Here is a 20,714-nt window from a genome sequence, read left to right on the forward strand (position 1 = left end):
GCGTTTATAAATTGTAAAAGCAACAGTTATTGCTCCTGTTCTTCGGTTTTAATATTAGCAAAAGCTTTGCTGCTCAATAATTCCAGTAATCTTTCTTTTATGTAGGCCGCTTTATTATCTGTAGAGATCATTTCATCATCAAGACCATCCATGGTTTTCTTACTCAGTTTTTCTACCCTTTCATCCATCTTTTTAAAGAAGACGTCCTTTTTTTCCAGCCATGCTTCCTGGTCCATCCTTAAATGGCGTACACCACTACTGTCCATACTATTGCATATCTGCCGGTAGGTACTATCCAGCAGCAGGTTTAGCTGGGTATAGTATTGCAATGCACATTGATACTTGTGTTCACCCTTATCCAGGCATAGCTGGTAGCTTTTTTCCAGTGAGTCGAGGACTTTGTTTTGTGCCCGGGAGTATATCGACAGGCATAATAATGGTAGTGTGACAAGGATCAATGTTCGCATGAAACGCATAGGCTATGTATAAGCTGCAAATATATATAATAAATTTAATACAAGATATGGATGATCTTGCAGCTTTAATGTAAACGACAGCCTTGAGGATTTATTATATTGGTTTTGACATCTTTAGGGCATATACCATAGGCAGTTTGTGTTCCATGCCTTTAATGTAATAGCGATTGCCTTCCTGTATAGTATTGCGGAAGCAGTTGTAGGGAGAATAATCGAATTCCTGAAACTGTTCCAGTTTTAGCCCTGCCTGCAATAGTGCTGTAATCACGTCTGCCAATGAGTGATTCCAGTTATAGGTGAGTTGTTTAAAATCAGCGTTTTTATCAGCATAGCTTCCGGAGGATTCTTCTTTGATCACCTCTACGTTGAAGTAAGAATACTGCAGGTTGGTAAAGTCGTTGTCAAACATCCATACTGCCGGGTGGAATTCTACGAAAATAAATTGACCGCCGGGCTTCAGGAAATGGCTTACTATCTGTGCCCATTTGTTCATATCAGGGAGCCAGCCTATTACACCATAGCTGGAGAATACGATGTCGAACTGTCCCTGCAGGTTTTCTTTCAGGTTGTACACATTACTGCACATAAAAGCGGCTTTCTTATCCAGTGCCAGTTGTGCCGCCAATGCCTGTGCCTGCTGAATAGCTGCATCAGAAAGATCAATACCGGTGGTATTGGCGCCCATACGGGCAAGCGAGAGGGTATCCTGTCCGAAATGGCATTGCAGGTGGAGGAGTGATTGTCCGGTGATATCCCCCAGCAGGTTGAGCTCAATGCTATTCAGGCTGTTTTTGCCGTTGAGGAATGCTGGTACATCATAGAAATCAGATGCCACGTGATAGGCCGTAGCCTTGTTCCAGCTTTTTTGGTTCGCATCAAAGTAATCAGGTGTAGTAGACATTATTAAAAGTAAAAAAAGTTTCCCGGGGAGGGAAACTTTTCAGCATGCTTTACACGAACACGTTTTATCCTTTACACGAATGCATTATATCACTACCAGTTCATAAAAATCTTCCGGTGAAAAGTACTGTTTGGCCAGCAGCTGCAGTTCTTCAGTAGTAATGGTTTTGATAGTACGGATGTTGTTATAGAAGTAATTTTCATCCAGATCGTTCAGGATCAGGTTTTTCCAGCGTTGTATGATCTGGAAAGCGCCGTCCAGGTCGCCCAGAATGGAGCCTATCATATAATTACGCACGAGGTTTAGCTCTTCCGCAGGTACTGGCGTTGTTTGCAGCAGGCGTAACTCTTTATAGATTTCTTCAATAGCTGCTTCGCACACATCACGTCCGGCTTCGGTGTGGATATTGATGGCGCTCGTTTGTCTGAAATTATATATCTGGGAGGAGATACCGTAAGTATAGCCTTTATCTTCCCGGATATTGCTCATCAGTCTGGAGCCAAAGTATCCGCCAAAGATGGTATTCAACACCAGCATCTTAGAGAAGTCGGGATGATAGCGGTTGGGGAAATGCCTGGCCAGTCTTACAGCACCCTGTACCCCGTTCTCATCATTGAAGATACGGTATTTCTTTTCTTCTGCCGGTTGGATAGGCAGGTCCAGTCGGGAGATTTCACTTACGCCATTCCAGGAAGAACTGCCAAAGTATTGGTTTAACAATTCCACGATATTGTCCGGCATATTACCCGCTACAAAAATGCGGCAATTGTTGAAGGTATAGTGTTTTTTATAGAAGGCACGTAGTGCTTCTGTTTGTAAAGCATCATAAGCCATCATGCTACTTACGCGGCCATAGGGATGGAAATCTCCAAACAGGTATTTATCTATGAAACGGTTAGCCACAAAATCGCATTTCTGCAGGTTTACGGCCAGTTTTTGTTTCATGATCTGTTTGTAGGTAGCCAGTTCGTCTTCACTGAAAGCCGGGTCCAGTATTACTTCCTGTAAAACGGGCAACAGCATTGCCGTATGTTTGGTGAGGCAGTGCAGGGTAAAGGTAGCATGTTCGTGATAGCTGTTACGGTTCAGATAAGCGCCATAATATTCAATGCTTTCATTTATTTCCAGTGCGGTATGTTTGCTGGTACCGTTCTTTATCAGATAGTTGGTAGCGGTGGCCTCCAGGCTTTCGCTTTCATACCAGCTGCCGGCCGGAAAAACCAGTTCCAGTTGCAGGGTTTCCTGCTCTTCGGACTTTACCGCATATACCGGGATGCCGTTATCCAGTGTGAATTTTTCGTATGGCTTCAGCTTTATATCAAACTCTACGGCATCTTTTATGATCGGAGCTATTGTTCTGTTCATGGTTATTTATTTAAACCTGTAGTAATGGCAAGTGAGGTGGTCATCAGTACCAGCGCGCTGTGCAATTCCTTTAGTTTTCTGCGTAATAGTAAATGGTATTCGAGTTCTTTTCATTAAAAAGCAGTTGTGCTTCCTGGTGTATACCTTCGGCGGTGATCACCTCATAGTTTTCGAACTCTTTGTTCATCAGTGCTGCATCTCCCAGCAGTTCATAAAAAGCGAGATTGTTGGCACGGCTTAATAAACTCATATCTTCAAAAGCCAGCATACTTTCTACCCTGTTCTTTACTTTTTGCAATTCTCTTTCCGGGATAATTTCCTGTTGCAGTTTTTCCAGTTCCAGTTGTATGGCCTTTTCTGCATCCTTCATTTTTACGCCTTTTACCAGCTTGCCTTCGATTGTAAGCAGGCCGGCTTCCAGGCTACCAAAATGATAACAATCAATATTACTGAATAGTTTTTTCTCTTTTACCAGTACCTGGTGCAGACGGGAAGATCCTCCCCCGCTGAGGATGTCGGAGATGAGATCTGCAGCATAATAGCGTTTGTCTGAACGGCCGCGCATGTGGTAGCATTTATACAGCGCATCGAGTGGTACATTGGCCTTTATTTCCAGTTTGTGTGCCTCCTGCTGTGGTGGCTCCTGGGGAAGGTTACGTACATATTTTTCACCGGAAGGAATATCACCGAACCATTTTTCTGCCAGGGTTTTTACCTGTGCTGTTGTTACATTACCACCTACTACCAGGATGGCATTTACCGGGCGGTAGTGTTTAAAGAAAAATGCTTTCACATTTTCCAGAGTAGCATTTTCAATATGAGATAATTCCTTTCCTATGGTCATCCAGCGGTACGGGTGAGTAGTATAGGCCAGTTCCCGCATTTTATGCCATACATCACCATAAGGTTTGTTGATATAATGTTCTTTAAATTCTTCACATACTACTTTACGCTGTACTTCCAGGCTTTTATCGGTAAAAGCCAGGGAAAGCATGCGGTCACTTTCCAGCCAGAATGCCGTTTCGATATTTTCTGCCGGCAATTGTATGTAATAATTGGTGAAATCGTTGGTGGTGTAGGCATTGTTCTCCCCTCCTGCCATTTGCAGGGGTTCGTCATACTCCGGAATATTGATTGATCCCCCGAACATGAGGTGTTCAAACAGATGGGCGAACCCTGTTTGTGCGGGGTTTTCATCGCGGGCTCCCGCATCGTACAGTACGTTTAAAACCGCCATAGGCGTAGTGTGGTCCTCATGCACGATTACCCTTAACCCATTAGAGAGGGTAAATTTATTATAATGGATCATATGCGTTTATTGGTTAAAGTAAGCTTCCTAACGGAAAATGCAAGTTACGTTAAAATACGCTATGGCGCATGCCACTGGAAGGCTACAGGGCTGCCAGGATGTTAAAGTGGTCTTAAATTACCGTTGTGCAGCGATTTGTTCCAGGTAAAGCTCCCGCTGCGCATAATTGACCGTGATATTGAACTGTTTCCATACATCATAGCCAATAGAGCCGGCCATTTCAGAAAGCGCCCCGCTGTCATTTACGTCTTTACAATAACTTACCGGTGTAGGTTTGATGACAGTATTGCCGATTTGCAGGGAAGGGATGTTGCTATTGATGTAGTAAAGCGTTTTGGTCATATCCTGTACTCTGTCTGTATTAATCGTAGGGAGCAGCACATTCAGTTTGTGTTTATCTACATAGGGCCAGTTAAAAAGGATACCATAGTTGCCTCCGGAGGTAAAGTGGTAGCGCCCGGATAAGGCTTGTCCATCCGGCAAGGTTATTACCGCTTCAATAGTGGGTGTGGTAAAGTTGAGCCGGAATGGCACCTGCTGGCCGGGTGTATTGGGAGGAGTTTTCCCTGCCCGGTAAAAGACCAGCTGATGTTGACCGTGGTCAATTTTAACGATATACCTTTTTAGCAGGTCTACTCCAATGATACCATCAATTTTGTAGCCACCTGTATTAAACTGGGTCAGGTCTTCCAGATATACCTTCACAAAGGGTAGGCGCAGCTGTTTGAAGTACAATGCATTGAGAGTTGTGGTTTGTACCATCAGCATACCATTGGTAGTCCCACTTACCCCCATGATCTTATTGCCGCGCAACTGCAGTTTGTTGGCCAGATCGCTGTGGAGGGTAGTAACCTCTGCTCCTGTATCAAAGATAAAGTGTAAGGTATCGGTGCTGCCTGAGTAAATACCGGAGATCACCAGGTTGTCGTTGATGAGCTGGAAGGGAAGTATGGCCACGGGCTGAAGGCTCCCTGTTGGCCCAGGTGCAACAGTATTTTTTCCCTGTGCAGTAACCAGCACGGGACAGCATATGATGATCAGAAAAAAGCAACAGTAGCGCCACATTTTACAAATAACGCTAAAGAATACTTTTTATTGGTAGCTTTTTCAGAATCAACTCGTTATTACGCATGATCAGCAGGTTTACCCGGGTACCTACGTTCTTAAGGAGTTCCCGGTAGAGTTGTAAATTACTGCCTACATAGTTATTGATGGCAATGACAATATCGCCCTTTTTAAAGCCTGCCTTTTCAGCCGGAGAGCCCTTGATAATATCTGTTATTTCTACCTTGCCATTGATCAGATAGATGATGAGGCCGGTATAGGAATAATCAAACATATCCCGGAAGTGGGTATTGGGAAGGAGATAGATTTCTTTCTTGGCATAGTTGAGCGTGATATTAAAGCGGCGCAACAGATCATTACCGATCATACCTCCCAAAAAAGGGTAGGCGGTGATATTACTTACGTCATCAAACATGTAGGTAGGAACATTCCGGAAGCTGTAGTTGCCGATACGTACCTCCTGCATAGTGGTGAGTTGCATGGACATTTTACCCCCCAACCCCTGTGCTTCGGTTTCAATGATCTTGGTACGTTTGCGGGCCAGGAGGCCGCTGTCTTTAACAAACTGATTGGAGAGCAGCAGACACATACCCGCCCCGGTATCAAAATAATAGCGGGTATTTACCTGCCTTTTACCATTTTTTACCGGCGCATTAATCAGTGGGATAAGTGTAAGGGAGGGTTTCATCAGTAGTCCACCTTTAGGGTAGGTATGATTACCTTTGGTGTAAATGCTGATATCTTCCGTGTCATAATTCACATTTACAATGTACCTGCTGATAAGACTGTATCCAATGATACCGTCCACCTGCAAGCCATATACCTGACTGATCAGTTCATAGTCATTTACGTGAAAGTCGAGGCTGTCTACCACCAATCCGGGAAGCCGTAGTGAGCGGTGCATGGCAAAAGATACCTGTTTAGCCCCTCCCAGTCCACGAACGATACGGTCTGACGGGGTGAGTGGGATGCCGAGGCGGACACAGGTAGCTGTATCCAATGAAATGCCTGCACTACCCGTATCAAGGATAAACTGAAGCGTATCCGGAATATCATTCAGTTGTGCCTGGATAACCACAACGCCGCCATAAAACTGTTTGAAGTGAAAACGGGTGATCAGTACGGATTCTTTAGTGGTATCTGGTTCCGGTTCAATAGCCAGCCTGCCGGCATGTGCATTATTACAAATGCCAGCGGTAGCTAATAGTATCAGCAGGGTGTGTAACAGATATATTTTAAGCATAAGGTCGGCAGGACATCATATTTATATAAATTTAACATTTAAATCCTTTTGTATAAAATTAAAATGTTACCAGCGGTTTCCTGGCTATGTATAACGGTTTACAGGGGCTCAACGGGAAGTGTGCGGATTATCCGTGTAAATTGCACTACCTTTGTTTGGCTTTATGGTGATGGTTTTTTAAGGAAGAAAATACCTTCAAAAGCGATGGATCGCCTGGAAAATGAATAGCACATGCAACTACAAGACTTATATCAAAAGGCGCTGAATTTTGAGTTCCTGACAGCAGCAGAAGGTGTATATGTATTTGAAAATGCCCCTTTGGCAGAATTAACCTATATCGGCAATGAACTCCGGAAAAAGCAGGTGCCGCATGGTAAAGTTACCTGGCAGATAGACCGGAATGTGAATACTACCAACGTATGTACGGCCAACTGTAAGTTCTGTAACTTTTACCGTATCCCCGGACATAAGGATGCTTACATTACCGGTATAGAAGAATACAAACGTAAGATTGAAGAAACTGTAAAATATGGTGGAGACCAATTGCTGCTGCAAGGCGGACACCATCCGGAACTGGGCCTCTCCTTTTATGTTAACCTGTTTAAAGAACTGAAGCAATTATATCCGGATGTTAAACTGCATACCCTGGGCCCCCCGGAGGTAGCACATATTACCAAGCTGGAGAAAAGCACCCATATAGAAGTACTGCGTGCCCTGAAGGAAGCAGGGATGGATAGTTTGCCTGGCGCCGGAGCAGAGATTCTGAATGACCGTGTTCGCCGCCTGATATCTAAAGGTAAATGCGGGGCACAGGAATGGCTCGATGTGATGCGTGCTGCACATAAACTGAATATAGCCACTTCCGGGACTATGATGTTTGGTCATGTGGAAACGGTGCAGGAACGCTTTGAACACCTGGTGGATATACGGCAGGTACAAAGCGAAAAACCGGAAGGGCATTATGGATTTACCGCTTTTATTCCCTGGACTTTCCAGGATTCAGATACCTTATTGGCCCGTATCCGGGGTATACACAACCTGACTACCGCAGAAGAGTATATCCGTATGATAGCCATGAGCCGTATTATGTTGCCTAATATTAAAAATATCCAGGCATCCTGGCTCACAGTAGGGAAACAGGTAGCACAAATCTGTTTACATGCCGGTGCAAATGACTTTGGTTCTATTATGATCGAAGAAAATGTAGTAAGTGCAGCGGGTGCTCCTCACCGCTTTACCTACCGCTCTATCCAGGAAGCGATTAAAGAAGCTGGTTTTGAACCGCAATTGCGTACACAACTGTACCAGTTCCGCGATATCCCGGCACAGATCCAGGAGCAGGTGATAAATTATTAAGCTATTAGCTATTGGCAATTAGCTTTTAGCTGCCAGCATTATTTGCTAGAAGCGGGTGTTAAAAGCGGAAATTATTGTAATTATTGACAAATATTTTACCACAAGTACAGAACAAATACTGTGCTTGTGGTTTTTTTATGCTAACAGCTAACAGCTAACAGCTAACAGCTAACAGCTAACAGCTAACAGCTAACAGCTAACAGCTTCTTTCACACTTCCTTAACACCTCCCACAAATAAATGTTAATTCCTGGCTTACCCTGTTACTATAGACCTCTTTACACGTCTAACAGGAACAAACCAAATAATTAAAGGAGGAATTGATATGAAAAAGTTGGGTTTATTTATTGCAGGACTTATGGTGCTGGCATTGGGCGCCTGCACCAGCACAAAAGTCACCTCATCCTGGAAGGCTGGCAATACACAGATACAGCGTGATCAGAAAATTATAGTAATGGCATTGGTACCAGAAAAGGAACGTACCCTCCGGGCCCAGATGGAAGGGTATACTGTAGAGGAATTGCAAAAGAAAGGATATAATGCAGTATCATCATTGAAAGAATATGGCCCTCAGGCATTTGAGAAAATGAAGGAAAAGCAGGTGCTGGACAAGCTGCGTGAGAGTGATGCCAATCAGGTAATGACGATTACATTAACGGATAAAGGAAAGGAAAAAAGTTATGTACCCGGCAACATGGGCTATTATCCCCCATTTGGTTACTATCGCTTCAGCCCTTATTATTCCATGTGGAATGCAAGGATGTATTCTCCCGGATACTATACTATCAATACCCGTTATTCCTGGGAAAGTAATTTGTATGATCTGAAAGGAGAACAATTATTATACTCTGTACAAACGGAATCTTTTGATCCCCCCACTACAGAAAGAATGGCAGTATTATTCGCACAGCAGATTGTAAAGGATATGAATAAACAACAGTTGTTATCAAAGAAGTAATCGCAAGCATTTAGGTTGTGTATAAGCATAAATACCGGCGGGCAGGCGAAAGGCCTGCCCGTTTTTGTTTGGGCAGCAGTGTTTCACTCTCCGGATAGCTGAACGAAAATGAATAATAACGCCCTTTTGTTTTTCCCTGAAAACACAGTATGTTTATTTCTCTTTAATATTAAGAACACCGCCATTTATTGCTTATGCTGGAAATACCTGTAAATGATGCTATACAATTAAGGCAGTTGCAACCACAGGATGCAGCATTTGTATTTAAACAGATTGAGGCTTCCCGCAAAAGCCTCCGCAAGTATTTACCCTGGGTGGATTATAATACTACGGAGGAGCATTCCATGCGTTTCATACAGCTGATGGTACGTAAAGCCGATGAGCAAGAGGCCATTGCGCTGGGTATGTGGTATGAGCAACAGTTTTGCGGTGTAATAGACCTCCATGCATGGGATCATATACTACAGAAGGCAGAAATCGGTTATTGGGTGGGCGAATCATTTCAGCGCAAAGGCATTGTTACCGCCTGTTGTAAAGCCCTGGTATCTTTTGCTTTCAAGAAGCTGCGGTTGAATAAAATAGAGATCCGCTTTGTATTGCAAAATGAGCGCAGTGCACAGATCCCTATTAAGCTCGGCTTTGCAAAAGAGGGTATTTTGCGTCACAATGCGAAGCTACACGGGCAGTTTGTAGATATGGTGATCATGGGGGTGTTACGGGAGGACTGGAAATATTAAACGGGCGAAGCCGCGTACCTGTAGTAAAAGGTCTGGGAGGCAGCCTGTAAAACAAAAAAGTGCACGTTTAAGTACACTTTTTGTTTGGAAATAGTTCCGGATATAAGCTTTATCTATTTATACATCACAGATCTGAACGCATTGTTTCAGAGATGCCAGTTTGTCGGCATGTTTTGGAATAAACTCCTGGGCTACAAAGCCTTTAAATCCCGTTTCGTAAATAGCTTTCATAATGGCTGGATAGTATAGCTCCTGCGATTCATCTATTTCATTTCGTCCTGGTACCCCACCGGTGTGGTAGTGTGCAAAGTATTGGTGATAATCGCGGATGGTATGGATGACATCTCCATCCATGATCTGCATATGGTAAATATCATACAGCAGCTTAAAGTTTTCGGAACCTACCGCTTTACAGAGATCTACCCCCCAGGCAGTATGATCGCATTGATAATCATGGTGGTCTACTTTACTGTTAAGAAGTTCCATCACCAGGGTTACCTTCTTTTTCTCTGCATAAGGCATCAGCCTTTTGAGCCCTTTTGCACAGTTTTCCAGCCCTTCCTGGTCGGAAAGTCCATTCCGGTTGCCTGAAAAGCAGATGAGGTTAGTAAAGCCTGCTTTAGCGGTTTCGTCGATATAGTATTTAAAATACTCTTCCAGCTTATCGTGGTGTTCTACCCGGTTAAATCCCTTGGAGATACCCCACTCAGGGCCATTGCTGGCTACCATGGCACAGGTAAGGCCATATTTCTTTAAAGTGGCAAATCCATCCGGCGCAATAAGGTCAATAGATTGAATACCAATCTGTTTGGAGGCTTTGCACAAATCAGCCAGCGAAATTCCGCCGTAGCACCAGGCACAAACGGAGTGGTTGATTTTCCCTTTCAGCTGATCGTCTACACTGTTTTCATGGGCAGCTACCCTGCTGGAAAGACCGGATAAGGCGGTGGAAGCAAGGGCCACAGAGGCTACTTTTTTTATCATGTCGCGGCGTGAATTTTTGTCTGGCATTTTGCGTGGAATGTTTAGATTGGCTGAATTTAATCGAAATAACCAGGTTTTGCAAGGGGTAAAAACTTTTGGTAAGCTATTTGAGTATATATAGTAAAACAGGGTTAATATGGAAAAATCATTTACTCCCAGTTTATGGATCTGTATTTTGTTGGACCTGATAGGTTGTGCCAGCTACGCTTTGCCGATGATGGGTGAAGTGACTGATGTGCTTTGGGCGCCCATTTCTGCTTTTATCTTTTACCGGATGTTTGGTGGTACACTTGGTACCTTTGGGGGGATTTTTAATTTTATGGAAGAGTTGTTTCCCGGTACGGATATTATACCCACGTTTACCATTGCATGGGTATTAAAAAAGGTTTGGTTTGGAAGAAGCCAAATGTCATTTAAATAATGAGCCGGAGCCGATCCATCTGACCGGCAAAAAAAAGAGAACAGTTTAAAACTATTCTCTTATATCAGTAAAAAAGATGTGCCGGAGCTGTTAAAATCTACCCATCCGGTTCATACGTATGTTCCCGCCTGGACCCCCACCCGGAATACGCATTCTTTGTCCTTTGTTTTCTCCTTTTGTATTTCCGCCAAACTTGTTGAGGAAGTAAGTGAAGCTCACCATAAAGTAGCGTGATAATACTTTGTTCTGCACGTCTTCAATATAGTTTTCTGCTACATTGCGGCTGATACTTACATTCTGGTTCAAGAGGTCAAACGCCTGTATTTTTACCAGTCCTTGTTTTTGCTTAAAGACAGTTTTAGATACAAATGCATTCAGCATGGTAACATTCTGGTTAAATCCGTCTGTGCGTCCGGTATTGAGTGTGTAGTTGATGTCACTTCCGATAATGAATCCCAATGGTAGATTGAGATTGAAGTCGAACGCAAACGTATAATCAAAGTAGTTAGTATTATTATTCTTTTGTACGGAGTAGCGTGCGCCGTTGTAGTTGGCACTGGCATTGGTAGCAATGTCAAACAGTTCCTTGTGCATATAGTTAAAGCCTACACCCTGTGTGAGGGTAAAGTTTTTAATAATGTTTTGCACGCTATTGGTAATGCTGAGGTCGCGGTTAAAACTAAATGAGGTGTTAGTGTTGATAGACGTATTTTGCTTCTTTAAAGGAAAACTGTTTACCACAAAAGTGTTCAGGTTATACGACCCATTTATATTTACCGGGCGGCTGGTTTGTTTTCCTTTGGTGTCGAAAGTGGTTTCGTTCACAATTTTATTTGCCGTAAAACCTCCATTGAAAGAGGAGAAGAAGCCGCGCATGGTTTCTACATTAAATACATTGTAGCTAATGTTGAAGTTGTTGTTGAACTGCGGTTTCAGATTGGGGTTACCCAGCTGGATATACAGCGGATTACTGTTGTCTGGTACCGGTTGTAATTGCTGTACAGTAGGTTGTTGTGTGCTACCGTTGTAATACATGCGCAGGCGTTTGTTTTTTGCAAACGTGTAGTTGAAATGAGCCGACGGGAAGAAGTTCATTGTACGCTGTGTAAGCAGGCTGTCTTTAGTGATGTTTAAATTTTCCAGGTGGCTGAACTGTATATTTAATCCTACTGCATAATCATACTTTAATTTCTGTGTGCGGATACTAACCCCGGCCTGTTGTGATTGAAATGTATTTTCAAAAGCATTACTGAGGCTGTCATTCAGTTTGTCGTATTCATTTTTTGCGTTGTTATAATCATACGTCAGCTTTTCAGAGGAATTAAAGTTGCGGTTATATCCGTAGGTTAATTCCAGGTACCGGTCGGTAAAGATAGGTTCCGTATAAGTAACCCTGACGCCCAGGTTACGGCTTATGCTGTTAACATCACTGCGTTGGTCCAGGCTATCGATATAATGGGTACCATCCGGATTAACAAACTCATTACGTGACTTATTAAAGTTTTCCCGGTCACTGTTGTTAAAGCCAAAGTTAATATTCGTGCTTAGTGTACGCCCTTTTTTATTGAACCGTTTTCTGTACAAGGCATTGGTAGAGAAGTTAGGGTTAGTAGCATTGCTGCTGTTAACTGTATTACCACTGTTGATCATCTCCTGTTTGGTATTCAGCGATGTGTACTCGTTGGATTGAAAGTTTTGCCCTTTAGAATAGCCAAAGTTAGGAGTGATGATCACTGAGTTCATAGAGTCAATGGTATACTCTACCCGTACATTGGCGCGGTGATTAATATTGTTGGTAAGAGAGCTGGAGTTTTCGTTGTAATAATACGTTGTATCGGGCAGCAGGTACTGTTTGGCACTGATCCTTTCTGATTCCGTTTGTGTGTTATTGTAGAAGTAGCTGCCATTTACTTTCAGTTTACTGTTAAAGTCCTGGCTGAAGTTAAGGCCGGTGTTCCAGTTGCGGGTGATACCACTTCCTCCGCCACCAGCCATGCCGCCACCGCCGCCACCTCCTCCTCTGCCGCCGCGTCCTCCGCCACCACCACGGCCACCACCGCTGCCAAAGTTAAAAGCATCCTGGAAGGTGAAGCCCATATTGTTCACGTTATTACCTCCCCCTAGAATGGCGATCTGCTGGTTGTCGCGGAAACGGTTCAGACTGGCACTTACACCAAAGCGGTCGTCACTGCCATAGCCTGCTGTAGCACGTCCGAAGTAGCCTTTCTTCTTATCCTTTTTGATGGTGATATTGATTGTTTTTTCTGTCTGACCATCATCAATGCGGGTAAATTCTGCCTGATCGGTTTTTTTATCAATGAGTTGAATCTTATCGATAATATCTGCCGGTAAGTTTTTGGTAGCCAGTTTGGGGTCATCACCGAAGAAGGGTTTCCCATCTACCAGTACTCTTTTTACGGTTTCCCCCTGAGCGGTGATTTTACCATCTTTATCTACCTGTACACCCGGTAACTTTTTGAGAAGGTCTTCCACTACTGCATTTTCCCGGGTTTTAAAGGAGCCGGCATTAAATTCCAGGGTATCTTTTTTTACTACGATTGGAGGTACTTCCCGGATAATTTCCACCACATTCAGGTCTACCCCTTTTCTGGGGAGGGCCAGTGTATCCAGATTTACCTGTTTGCTGGTGGGGGTTATGGAGATAGATTTAGTGTATGGTTCAAACCCCATAAAGGAGATGAACAGCCGGTAGTTGCCATCCTGTATACCGGATATTTCAAACACGCCTTTCGTACTGGTGAGTGCGGTAGCTGCAACAGAAGAGTCTTTAGCGTGTAGCAAAGCGATAGTGGCCGCAGGAAGTGCTTCCTGTGAAGTTTTGTCTGTGAGAATACCTTTTATCGTTCCTGATTGTTTGGCTTGCGACCAGGCAGTTGACATGCCTATGATCATGGCACAAAACAGGAGAATTGTCCATTTCTTCATCTAGAGGGATTATACCGGTGCTGTAAGTTAAGAAGGTTATTGCAATTGGTCTTGCCGTTTACGTAATTTATCCATGTTTTGGCGGCGTATTTCACGCATTTCATCCTGACTTACTTTAATTGCCTGCGAAGGTAATGCAGTTATGCTATCGGCCACCGGTTTCAGGCTGACAGATTTGGCATTAAAGGCACGTTTACTGCTTTCCGCTGCCAATACTACACCAGTGCTATCTGGCAGCAGTCCGTTCAGCGGCGAAAAGGAAAAAGGCATTCCGGTGGTATACCATACGGTGTAAGTTTCATCCTTGAGCTTTACGGTAGCTTTCTTACAGGTATAACCGGCTATCTTTTTTGTTTTATCTGATAGTGTGGCATCTGTTGGGATGATATAAGCTTCTTCTGTGTACCATGCTTTCTGTTCATCTTCCGGCGAACCCATCACATGCAGGTATTGCTTGTGGGCCAGGTCAATGTAGGTAGCATTGTTGCCCATACGGCGGCGGGGTGTTGCCTCATTATTGCCCCCACTATTGTTATTTCCGCGCATACGGCCGCCAGGACGGGTAGTTTCCAGTTTTCCCATTGTGTTGTTAAATGTGAATGTCTGGTTGAAGGTGATCACATCCGGCATTTCGCCGCCATCACCACCAGTATTGCCCCCGGAGAAGGCACGCATACGCGCTGCATCTACTCTGGCGGTTACTTCATATTCGATGATACCCGTAGTATTGGCTTGTGCCCAGGTAGTTTGTGAAAGCGGGGTTATCAGTAATGTAGAAAGTACTATCTTGAAAAAGCGTTCCATAACAGTTGATTTATAGAACAAAAGTCTCCATTCGCCTGCTATCAATAGGTTAATTAACTTTATTTATTGTTAATTACTGTTAATGCCTATCAAGGAGGTGGCTGTTTCCCGGTAAACCGTTAAGGTTTCTTATTTACTGTTAATTACTGTTAAGAAGTTGGGGTGCCAATAGCGGAAACCAATAGTTTTGTAAGGATCATCTATATTTTGCATGCGGCAGCGTATTAGGAACATTCTTATCTTGATGTGTATTTGTATCCTGGGAATATTTCTTTTCCAGGGATACTGGTTATATAATTCCTATCGTATCCGTCTGGACCAGTTTAATAAAGAGATCAATGATGCTTTGCGGACAGCGGTATTCAACAAACAGTTTTCTGATGTGCGCCGCTATATCCGTTATTATGGAAAGGATAAGGATTCGCTGAATGTACCCATGAAGGGATTGGCGATACAGCTGGAAGAAATAGGGGTACCCCGTAGCAAGCGGGCGGAAACGCGTTTCAGAGGGCCTGGTGATACTGGCAAGAACGGATGGCCTCCTGCTCCCCCTGCATCCTATAATGGTGATTCCTCTTCCCGTATTTACGCAGATACATTAGCCCGGCAGATTTCAGAATTGCTTATTCTGAATAATCTGGCCAATGATAGTGTAAACCTCAAGAAACTGGACTCTGTATTTGTGACGGAGCTGCATAACCGCCAGATCATTACCCCATTTGAACTGGATACTTTTCATATCAGCTTTACCGGGTTTTCCAGGGATGGATTTCGCGATAGTCTTCGCAGAAGAGGGCCGCTGCAAACTGCTAAGATCCCGTTTAATCCGGTGAATAATCTGTTTGTGCAGGCATCTTTTGAATCCCCATTGCAATACATTCTGCAAAAAATGATCGGGACACTGCTGAGCTCACTGGCTTTGCTGGTGCTTACCACGCTTTGTTTTGTGTATATGCTGCGTACAATTCTGAAACAGAAAAAGCTGTCGGAGGTAAAGAATGATTTTATCAATAACATGACGCATGAGCTGAAAACACCTATTGCTACTGTATATGCAGCAGTAGAAGCTATGCAGAACTTTAATGCCCTGAATGATCACCGCAAAACCCAGAACTATCTGGATATCTCCAAGCAGGAGTTACAACGCCTGTCCGACCTGGTAGAAAAGGTATTACATATTGCTGCGGAAGAAAAAGAAGACATAGAGCTGTTTAAAGAAGATACGGATCTGCATGAGGTGATTGATAATATCCTGTCTAATCATCAGCTGAAGGCCGGTAAGCCTATACAGTTGCGGTATGACAACCTACTGGGGGATACCACCGTGCTGGTAGACAAAACACATATTGCCAATGCGATCAATAACCTGATTGATAATGCGATCAAATATTCGGGCAATGACGCGCAGGTGCATATTCAGTGTATGAAGGAAAAGAATGAGCTGGTGATCAGGGTAAAGGATAATGGGATAGGGATTCCGCGGCTATATCAGGAAAATATCTTTGATAAATTTTTCCGGGTTCCTACCGGCAACCTGCATAATGTAAAAGGTTTTGGTTTAGGCTTGAGTTATGTGAAAAAGATCGTAGATATGCATGGCGGAACGGTGAAGGTGGTCAGTGAACCGGATAAAGGCACTGAATTTATTATACGTATACCTGTTTAGGGGTAATTTGAAATAAGCACTATGGCAAAAGTACTGTTGATAGAAGATGAATGGCAACTCGGGCAGATTGTTAAGGACAGCCTGGAGATGAGGGGGTTTGATATGTTATATGCAGCAGATGGACGGGAAGGTTTGCAGATGTTCCAGCAACATAAGCCTGATGTGGTGGTCCTGGACATTATGATGCCTAATATGGATGGCTTTATGGTGACGGCTGAGATACGCAAGACGGACAAATATACGCCTATCATTTTCCTGACAGCCAAATCGCAGACAGTGGATGTGGTAAAAGGTTTTGAGCTGGGAGGCAATGATTATCTGAAGAAGCCCTTTAGTATGGATGAGCTGATTGTCCGTATCAAGGCGTTGCTGAAGCGGTTTGATGAGCAGCCTGTTCCACAGGAAGCAGATGAAGGCAGTGTTATTATAGGGCAATATGCCTTTAACTATGCTAAGCAAACCCTTACCAGGAACCATAATACGGAGTTCATGTCGCACAGGGAGGCTGAGATATTAAGACGTTTATATGAGCATAAGAATGAGGTGATGGAGCGTAAAAAAGTATTGCTGGACCTTTGGGGAGATGATAATTTTTTTAATGCCCGTAGTATGGATGTGTTTATTACCAAATTGCGCCGTTATCTGAAAGATGATTCCCGTGTACAGATTGTAAATATCCGGGGAGTAGGGTATAAACTGATCTTCTGACAGCGGTTAATGTTCCAGGTTATTATCTGTTTCAAAAGTAATGCTCACTTTGGTGCCCATAGGTTCGTTGATTTCATTCGCGATATCTGACACCTGTATCTGGAACTGTGTATTAAAGAGTGATTTATACAGCTCTATTCTTTCCTGGCAAAGCGCCATTCCCTTCGATTGATGTTCACTTGATTTAAGTCCCCTGCTGCTGATGCGGGAAGCCTGGAGGCGGCCTACCCCGTTGTCTGTGATCTCGCATAGCAGGATATTGGGGCTTACCTGTTGCCAGCAGATGCGCAGGTGGCGGTCGTGTGTTTTGTTCATTAATCCGTGCCAGATAGCATTTTCCAGGAAGGGTTGTATGAGCATGCCCGGAACAAAACAATTAGCCGGATTGATCTGTGGGTCTACTTCAAAAGTATATTCAAAAGCATGATCGGTACGGAGGGATTCTATTTTCAGGTAGTATTGGAGCAGATCTATTTCTTCTTGCAGGGAGATAAAGTTTTTTTCGGCATGTACCAATACCATTCGCAGGAGCCGTGCAAAATGTATTACATAGTCTTGTGCCTTTTGTGTTTCACCGGTGGTGATAGAGTTATAGATCCCGTTGAGGCAGTTAAACAGGAAGTGCGGGTTCATCTGTGATTTAAGCGTTACCAGCCGGAATTCTGCCAGTTGTTGCTGGAGGAGTCTTACCTCTTCTGTTTTTTGCCTGGACCTTTCTTCTGCCTGTGTTTGGGCAATTTTAGCAGCACAGATACCTGCAATCTTCTCCAGGATCTGGAGATGGCCGTTGTTGTAAAAGTTTTTATGGTGGTGTTCTGAATCTATAATACCTACTACTTTCCCATTACAGAAAATAGGGACTGTGATTTCAGAATAGCGGCGTTCATCGTCAAGGATATAACGATCATCACTACTGGTGTCGGCGATAATTTCGGGTTGTCCGGTAAGCGCTACGGTACCGGTGATACCTTGTCCTACCGGTATTTCAATGGGATGTTGTATTTCAAAGCGCACCGGATTTTTAGGGCCATAGGCAGCTTTTTGCATGAGTACCTGTCTTTTTTCATCCAGGAGGTAAATCACACAGTCTTCAAAGTGCAGACGGGAAATGCAGTTCTTTGCCACATCCCAGAGGATGTCGTCCACTGTATTTTTCCCGAACAATGAGGTCGCAAAGTAGGTAATGGTAGCTTCGGACAGATACTTTTGCCTATACTGGGTAAAGCGCCGGTACAGGATCATTGTCACTGCCATCAGGAAAACGATTACTCCAATGCATAGGGGGATGCTCATAGTGCTTCTTCAGTAGTGAAAATATAGTACATTTTCATTACAACACGAAATCGGGGGTACCACTTGTACTGGGAGGGTGCCCAGGATATTAACACCAGGGGTATCACTTCTTTCTCCGGAAGTACCACCTGTACCAGGAGGGGTACCTGGGGCGGAACACAAATATTTACACTTTACATTATCTTTGTTGTGTATGGAACAGATTGTACAGCAAATAGAGGCTTATAAACAGGAAATAGCAGCCTTTGCACCAGCCACCGCCGCAGATCTTGAGCAATACAGGATTAAATTCCTGGGCACCAAGGGGATTGTTAAGGCGTTATTGAGTGAAATGAAGCAGGTGCCTAACGACCGTAAGAAGGAGTTTGGGCAGTTATTAAATGCCTTTAAGGTATTGGCAGAAGAAAAATACACGCAGTTTGAGGCATTGAAAGATGGAGAGCATGCAGCTGCGGGAGATACTGACTTCACTTTGCCGGCGGCCCCTCACCGGTTAGGTACCCGTCATCCTATCAGTATTGTACGTAATAAGATCATAGGCATCTTTGAGCGCCTGGGCTTTACGATTGCAGAAGGTCCGGAAATAGAAGACGACTGGCATAACTTTACTGCACTGAATTTGCCGGAAAACCACCCTGCACGTGATATGCAGGACACCTTTTTTATCAGCAAAAACCCTGACTGGCTGTTGCGTACACAAACCTCTTCTGCCCAGGTAAGGGTGATGGAGGAAGGTAAGCTGCCCATCCGTGTGATCAGCCCGGGAAGGGTATACCGTAATGAAACTATCTCTGCGCGTGCGCATTGTTTCTTCCACCAGGTGGAAGGGTTATACATTGACGAAAATGTTTCTTTCGCCGACCTCAAACAAACGCTTTACCATTTTGTAAAAGAAATGTTTGGCGAAAATGTGGGTGTACGTTTCCGTCCCTCCTACTTTCCTTTTACAGAGCCCAGTGCGGAAATGGATATTTCCTGCTTTATCTGTGGCGGTAAAGGCTGTGCAGTGTGTAAGCATACCGGCTGGGTAGAAATATTAGGTTGTGGTATGGTACATCCCAAAGTACTGGCCAACTGTGGCATTGATCCTGAGAAATATACCGGATTTGCATTTGGTATGGGCATTGAACGTATTACCATGCTTAAATACCAGATCAAGGACCTCCGCCTGTTTTCTGAAAATGATACAAGATTCCTGGAGCAGTTTCAAGAGAGCTATTAGCTAACAGCTATTAGCTATTAGCAGTTAGCTTTTAGCTTAATGCAGCGGATTAAAGGAGCTGTTAGCAATTAGCTTAATGCAGTGGGTGGAAGTAACAGCACAGCTATTAGCTGTTGGCTTAATGCCGCGAGTGAAACATGTAAGCTGGTTAATGGTAAAGGGAAAGTACTGCAGGATTAAAAGCAAAAAAACTACGGACTACTATTTTTACGAACTACTATTTAAAGCTAACAGCTAAAGGCTAATAGCTAAAAGCTAGAAAAACATGCTTACACCAGAACAGATCCAAACCATTGCGGTATGCGGGGCTGGCACTATGGGTGCCGGCATTGCGCAGGTAGCTGCCATAAGTGGTTATTATACCATATTGTTTGATATTCAGCTGCCGGTACTTGAAAAGGCCAGGGAGCAGATCATCAGGAGTCTGGATGGTGGAGTGGACAGAGGGAAAATCACCGCCGCGGAGCGGGAAAGTGCCCTGAAAAGGATCCGTTTTACACAAGACCCTTATGATTGCATCGCAGAAGTGATCATAGAGGCCATTGTAGAGAAAACGGAGGCCAAAATAGCCCTCTTTAACCAGTTGTCCGAGATAAACCACAGCGACACTGTTTTTGCCTCTAATACGTCTTCTTTATCCATTTCGGCCATTGCTGCCGGGGTGGTTGTAAATCCTGCCCGCATTGTGGGAATGCACTTCTTTAATCCTGCCTGGCTGATGAAGCTGGTAGAGGTGGTAAGTGGTGTACAGACATCCGCTGCAGTAACCAACCTGGTGTATGATCTGGCTGTTAAAATGGGTAAAACACCGGTGCGTGTAAAAGATGCCCCTGGGTTTATTGTAAACAGGGTAGCACGCCATTATTACCTGGAAGCAATGCATATTGCTGCTGAAGAGCTGGCCAGCTTCCGGACAATCGACCGGTTGATGGAAAACGCAGGTTTCCGCATGGGGCCTTTTGAATTAATGGATCTGATAGGAAACGATATTAATCTTGCCGTAACGCAATCCTTATATACCGCTTTTGCAGCAGCCCCCCGGTTTAAACCTCACGTACTGCAGGAGCAAAGAGTAGCGGCAGGACAGCTGGGCCGGAAAACTGGCAAAGGGTTTTATGATTACCAATAAATATCCTGCTGTTGGGGAGTGCTGCTATCCCATATTCCTACAGTCCGGGTATAGGGGTAATTCGTAATGGATAATTCGTAAATAGTGCCGGATTTGCCTATTTTTGGCCTTCTTCAATAAACGAACATTTTT

General features: G+C 44.0%; 18 protein-coding genes. 8 read left to right on the forward strand and 10 right to left on the reverse strand.

Going from position 1 to position 20,714, the window contains the following annotated elements; all coding sequences use genetic code 11:
- Positions 1-26: 26 nt before the first annotated feature.
- From ABR189_RS17835 to ABR189_RS17860, 6 genes are all read right to left on the reverse strand, one after another.
- On the reverse strand, positions 27-476 hold the full coding sequence (locus tag ABR189_RS17835; RefSeq protein WP_354661822.1) for a hypothetical protein: 450 nt from the start codon (positions 474-476) through the stop codon (positions 27-29).
- Between the two features lie 94 nt (positions 477-570).
- Entirely contained in the window at positions 571-1,377 is an 807-nt protein-coding gene (locus ABR189_RS17840) for a methyltransferase domain-containing protein (RefSeq protein ID WP_354661823.1), read from the reverse strand.
- An 84-nt stretch (positions 1,378-1,461) separates the two neighbouring features.
- Complete coding sequence (locus ABR189_RS17845) at positions 1,462-2,742, reverse strand: M16 family metallopeptidase (protein ID WP_354661824.1); 1,281 nt, start codon at positions 2,740-2,742, stop codon at positions 1,462-1,464.
- A gap of 70 nt (positions 2,743-2,812) precedes the next feature.
- A complete protein-coding gene (locus tag ABR189_RS17850; RefSeq protein ID WP_354661825.1) occupies positions 2,813-4,051 on the reverse strand; it encodes a M16 family metallopeptidase in 1,239 nt (412 codons plus the stop codon).
- Between the two features lie 117 nt (positions 4,052-4,168).
- On the reverse strand, positions 4,169-5,008 hold the full coding sequence (locus ABR189_RS17855; protein WP_354661826.1) for a retropepsin-like aspartic protease: 840 nt from the start codon (positions 5,006-5,008) through the stop codon (positions 4,169-4,171).
- Between the two features lie 121 nt (positions 5,009-5,129).
- Positions 5,130-6,359 (reverse strand): aspartyl protease family protein, encoded by a 1,230-nt coding sequence (locus ABR189_RS17860; RefSeq protein ID WP_354661827.1) that lies wholly within the window; start codon positions 6,357-6,359, stop codon positions 5,130-5,132.
- A 231-nt stretch (positions 6,360-6,590) separates the two neighbouring features.
- Between ABR189_RS17860 and mqnC the strand changes: the two genes are divergently transcribed.
- From mqnC to ABR189_RS17875, 3 genes are all read left to right on the forward strand, one after another.
- Positions 6,591-7,715 (forward strand): cyclic dehypoxanthinyl futalosine synthase, encoded by a 1,125-nt coding sequence (gene mqnC / locus ABR189_RS17865; RefSeq protein ID WP_354661828.1) that lies wholly within the window; start codon positions 6,591-6,593, stop codon positions 7,713-7,715.
- Positions 7,716-8,039: 324 nt separating this feature from the next.
- The gene (locus tag ABR189_RS17870; protein WP_354661829.1) at positions 8,040-8,672 is read left to right on the forward strand and encodes a hypothetical protein; all 633 of its coding nucleotides are present in this window, start codon (positions 8,040-8,042) and stop codon (positions 8,670-8,672) included.
- Between the two features lie 194 nt (positions 8,673-8,866).
- Positions 8,867-9,409, forward strand: coding sequence for a GNAT family N-acetyltransferase (locus ABR189_RS17875; RefSeq protein ID WP_354661830.1), 543 nt, complete (start codon positions 8,867-8,869; stop codon positions 9,407-9,409).
- Between the two features lie 117 nt (positions 9,410-9,526).
- Here the strand turns inward: ABR189_RS17875 and ABR189_RS17880 are convergent, their stop codons facing one another.
- Positions 9,527-10,393, reverse strand: coding sequence for a hydroxypyruvate isomerase family protein (locus ABR189_RS17880; protein ID WP_354661831.1), 867 nt, complete (start codon positions 10,391-10,393; stop codon positions 9,527-9,529).
- A 136-nt stretch (positions 10,394-10,529) separates the two neighbouring features.
- Here ABR189_RS17880 and ABR189_RS17885 point away from each other — a divergent pair, with 136 nt between their 5' ends.
- Complete coding sequence (locus tag ABR189_RS17885; RefSeq protein ID WP_354661832.1) at positions 10,530-10,814, forward strand: hypothetical protein; 285 nt, start codon at positions 10,530-10,532, stop codon at positions 10,812-10,814.
- Positions 10,815-10,904: 90 nt separating this feature from the next.
- Here the strand turns inward: ABR189_RS17885 and ABR189_RS17890 are convergent, their stop codons facing one another.
- Complete coding sequence (locus ABR189_RS17890; RefSeq protein ID WP_354661833.1) at positions 10,905-13,760, reverse strand: outer membrane beta-barrel family protein; 2,856 nt, start codon at positions 13,758-13,760, stop codon at positions 10,905-10,907.
- A 36-nt stretch (positions 13,761-13,796) separates the two neighbouring features.
- Positions 13,797-14,564, reverse strand: coding sequence for a GLPGLI family protein (locus tag ABR189_RS17895; RefSeq protein ID WP_354661834.1), 768 nt, complete (start codon positions 14,562-14,564; stop codon positions 13,797-13,799).
- Positions 14,565-14,808: 244 nt separating this feature from the next.
- Here ABR189_RS17895 and ABR189_RS17900 point away from each other — a divergent pair, with 244 nt between their 5' ends.
- Positions 14,809-16,230 carry a sensor histidine kinase gene (locus ABR189_RS17900; RefSeq protein ID WP_354663597.1) on the forward strand — a complete coding sequence of 474 codons (1,422 nt, stop codon included), beginning with the start codon at positions 14,809-14,811 and terminating at the stop codon, positions 16,228-16,230.
- A gap of 21 nt (positions 16,231-16,251) precedes the next feature.
- The gene (locus tag ABR189_RS17905) at positions 16,252-16,938 is read left to right on the forward strand and encodes a response regulator transcription factor (RefSeq protein WP_354661835.1); all 687 of its coding nucleotides are present in this window, start codon (positions 16,252-16,254) and stop codon (positions 16,936-16,938) included.
- A gap of 6 nt (positions 16,939-16,944) precedes the next feature.
- Here the strand turns inward: ABR189_RS17905 and ABR189_RS17910 are convergent, their stop codons facing one another.
- On the reverse strand, positions 16,945-18,192 hold the full coding sequence (locus ABR189_RS17910) for a histidine kinase (protein WP_354661836.1): 1,248 nt from the start codon (positions 18,190-18,192) through the stop codon (positions 16,945-16,947).
- A gap of 232 nt (positions 18,193-18,424) precedes the next feature.
- Here ABR189_RS17910 and pheS point away from each other — a divergent pair, with 232 nt between their 5' ends.
- Together pheS and ABR189_RS17920 are read left to right on the forward strand one after the other, a co-directional pair.
- Positions 18,425-19,453 carry a phenylalanine--tRNA ligase subunit alpha gene (gene pheS, locus ABR189_RS17915; RefSeq protein ID WP_435575329.1) on the forward strand — a complete coding sequence of 343 codons (1,029 nt, stop codon included), beginning with the start codon at positions 18,425-18,427 and terminating at the stop codon, positions 19,451-19,453.
- Between the two features lie 265 nt (positions 19,454-19,718).
- The gene (locus ABR189_RS17920; RefSeq protein ID WP_354661837.1) at positions 19,719-20,582 is read left to right on the forward strand and encodes a 3-hydroxyacyl-CoA dehydrogenase family protein; all 864 of its coding nucleotides are present in this window, start codon (positions 19,719-19,721) and stop codon (positions 20,580-20,582) included.
- The last annotated feature ends 132 nt before the right edge of the window (positions 20,583-20,714 follow it).

Source organism: Chitinophaga sp. H8 (genome assembly GCF_040567655.1).
GTDB classification, from domain to species: Bacteria; Bacteroidota; Bacteroidia; order Chitinophagales; family Chitinophagaceae; genus Chitinophaga; species Chitinophaga defluvii.

Excerpts from the sequence above, each read along its gene's own strand:
- ABR189_RS17835 (WP_354661822.1), bottom strand. The coding sequence starts at position 476 with ATGCGTTTCATGCGAACATTGATCCTTGTCACACTACCATTATTATGC.
- ABR189_RS17840 (WP_354661823.1), bottom strand. The coding sequence starts at position 1,377 with ATGTCTACTACACCTGATTACTTTGATGCGAACCAAAAAAGCTGGAAC.
- ABR189_RS17845 (WP_354661824.1), bottom strand. The coding sequence starts at position 2,742 with ATGAACAGAACAATAGCTCCGATCATAAAAGATGCCGTAGAGTTTGAT.
- ABR189_RS17850 (WP_354661825.1), bottom strand. The coding sequence starts at position 4,051 with ATGATCCATTATAATAAATTTACCCTCTCTAATGGGTTAAGGGTAATC.
- ABR189_RS17860 (WP_354661827.1), bottom strand. The coding sequence starts at position 6,359 with ATGCTTAAAATATATCTGTTACACACCCTGCTGATACTATTAGCTACC.
- mqnC (WP_354661828.1), top strand. The coding sequence starts at position 6,591 with ATGCAACTACAAGACTTATATCAAAAGGCGCTGAATTTTGAGTTCCTG.
- ABR189_RS17870 (WP_354661829.1), top strand. The coding sequence starts at position 8,040 with ATGAAAAAGTTGGGTTTATTTATTGCAGGACTTATGGTGCTGGCATTG.
- ABR189_RS17875 (WP_354661830.1), top strand. The coding sequence starts at position 8,867 with ATGCTGGAAATACCTGTAAATGATGCTATACAATTAAGGCAGTTGCAA.
- ABR189_RS17880 (WP_354661831.1), bottom strand. The coding sequence starts at position 10,393 with ATGATAAAAAAAGTAGCCTCTGTGGCCCTTGCTTCCACCGCCTTATCC.
- ABR189_RS17885 (WP_354661832.1), top strand. The coding sequence starts at position 10,530 with ATGGAAAAATCATTTACTCCCAGTTTATGGATCTGTATTTTGTTGGAC.
- ABR189_RS17890 (WP_354661833.1), bottom strand. The coding sequence starts at position 13,760 with ATGAAGAAATGGACAATTCTCCTGTTTTGTGCCATGATCATAGGCATG.
- ABR189_RS17895 (WP_354661834.1), bottom strand. The coding sequence starts at position 14,564 with ATGGAACGCTTTTTCAAGATAGTACTTTCTACATTACTGATAACCCCG.
- ABR189_RS17900 (WP_354663597.1), top strand. The coding sequence starts at position 14,809 with ATGTGTATTTGTATCCTGGGAATATTTCTTTTCCAGGGATACTGGTTA.
- ABR189_RS17905 (WP_354661835.1), top strand. The coding sequence starts at position 16,252 with ATGGCAAAAGTACTGTTGATAGAAGATGAATGGCAACTCGGGCAGATT.
- ABR189_RS17910 (WP_354661836.1), bottom strand. The coding sequence starts at position 18,192 with ATGGCAGTGACAATGATCCTGTACCGGCGCTTTACCCAGTATAGGCAA.
- pheS (WP_435575329.1), top strand. The coding sequence starts at position 18,425 with ATGGAACAGATTGTACAGCAAATAGAGGCTTATAAACAGGAAATAGCA.
- ABR189_RS17920 (WP_354661837.1), top strand. The coding sequence starts at position 19,719 with ATGCTTACACCAGAACAGATCCAAACCATTGCGGTATGCGGGGCTGGC.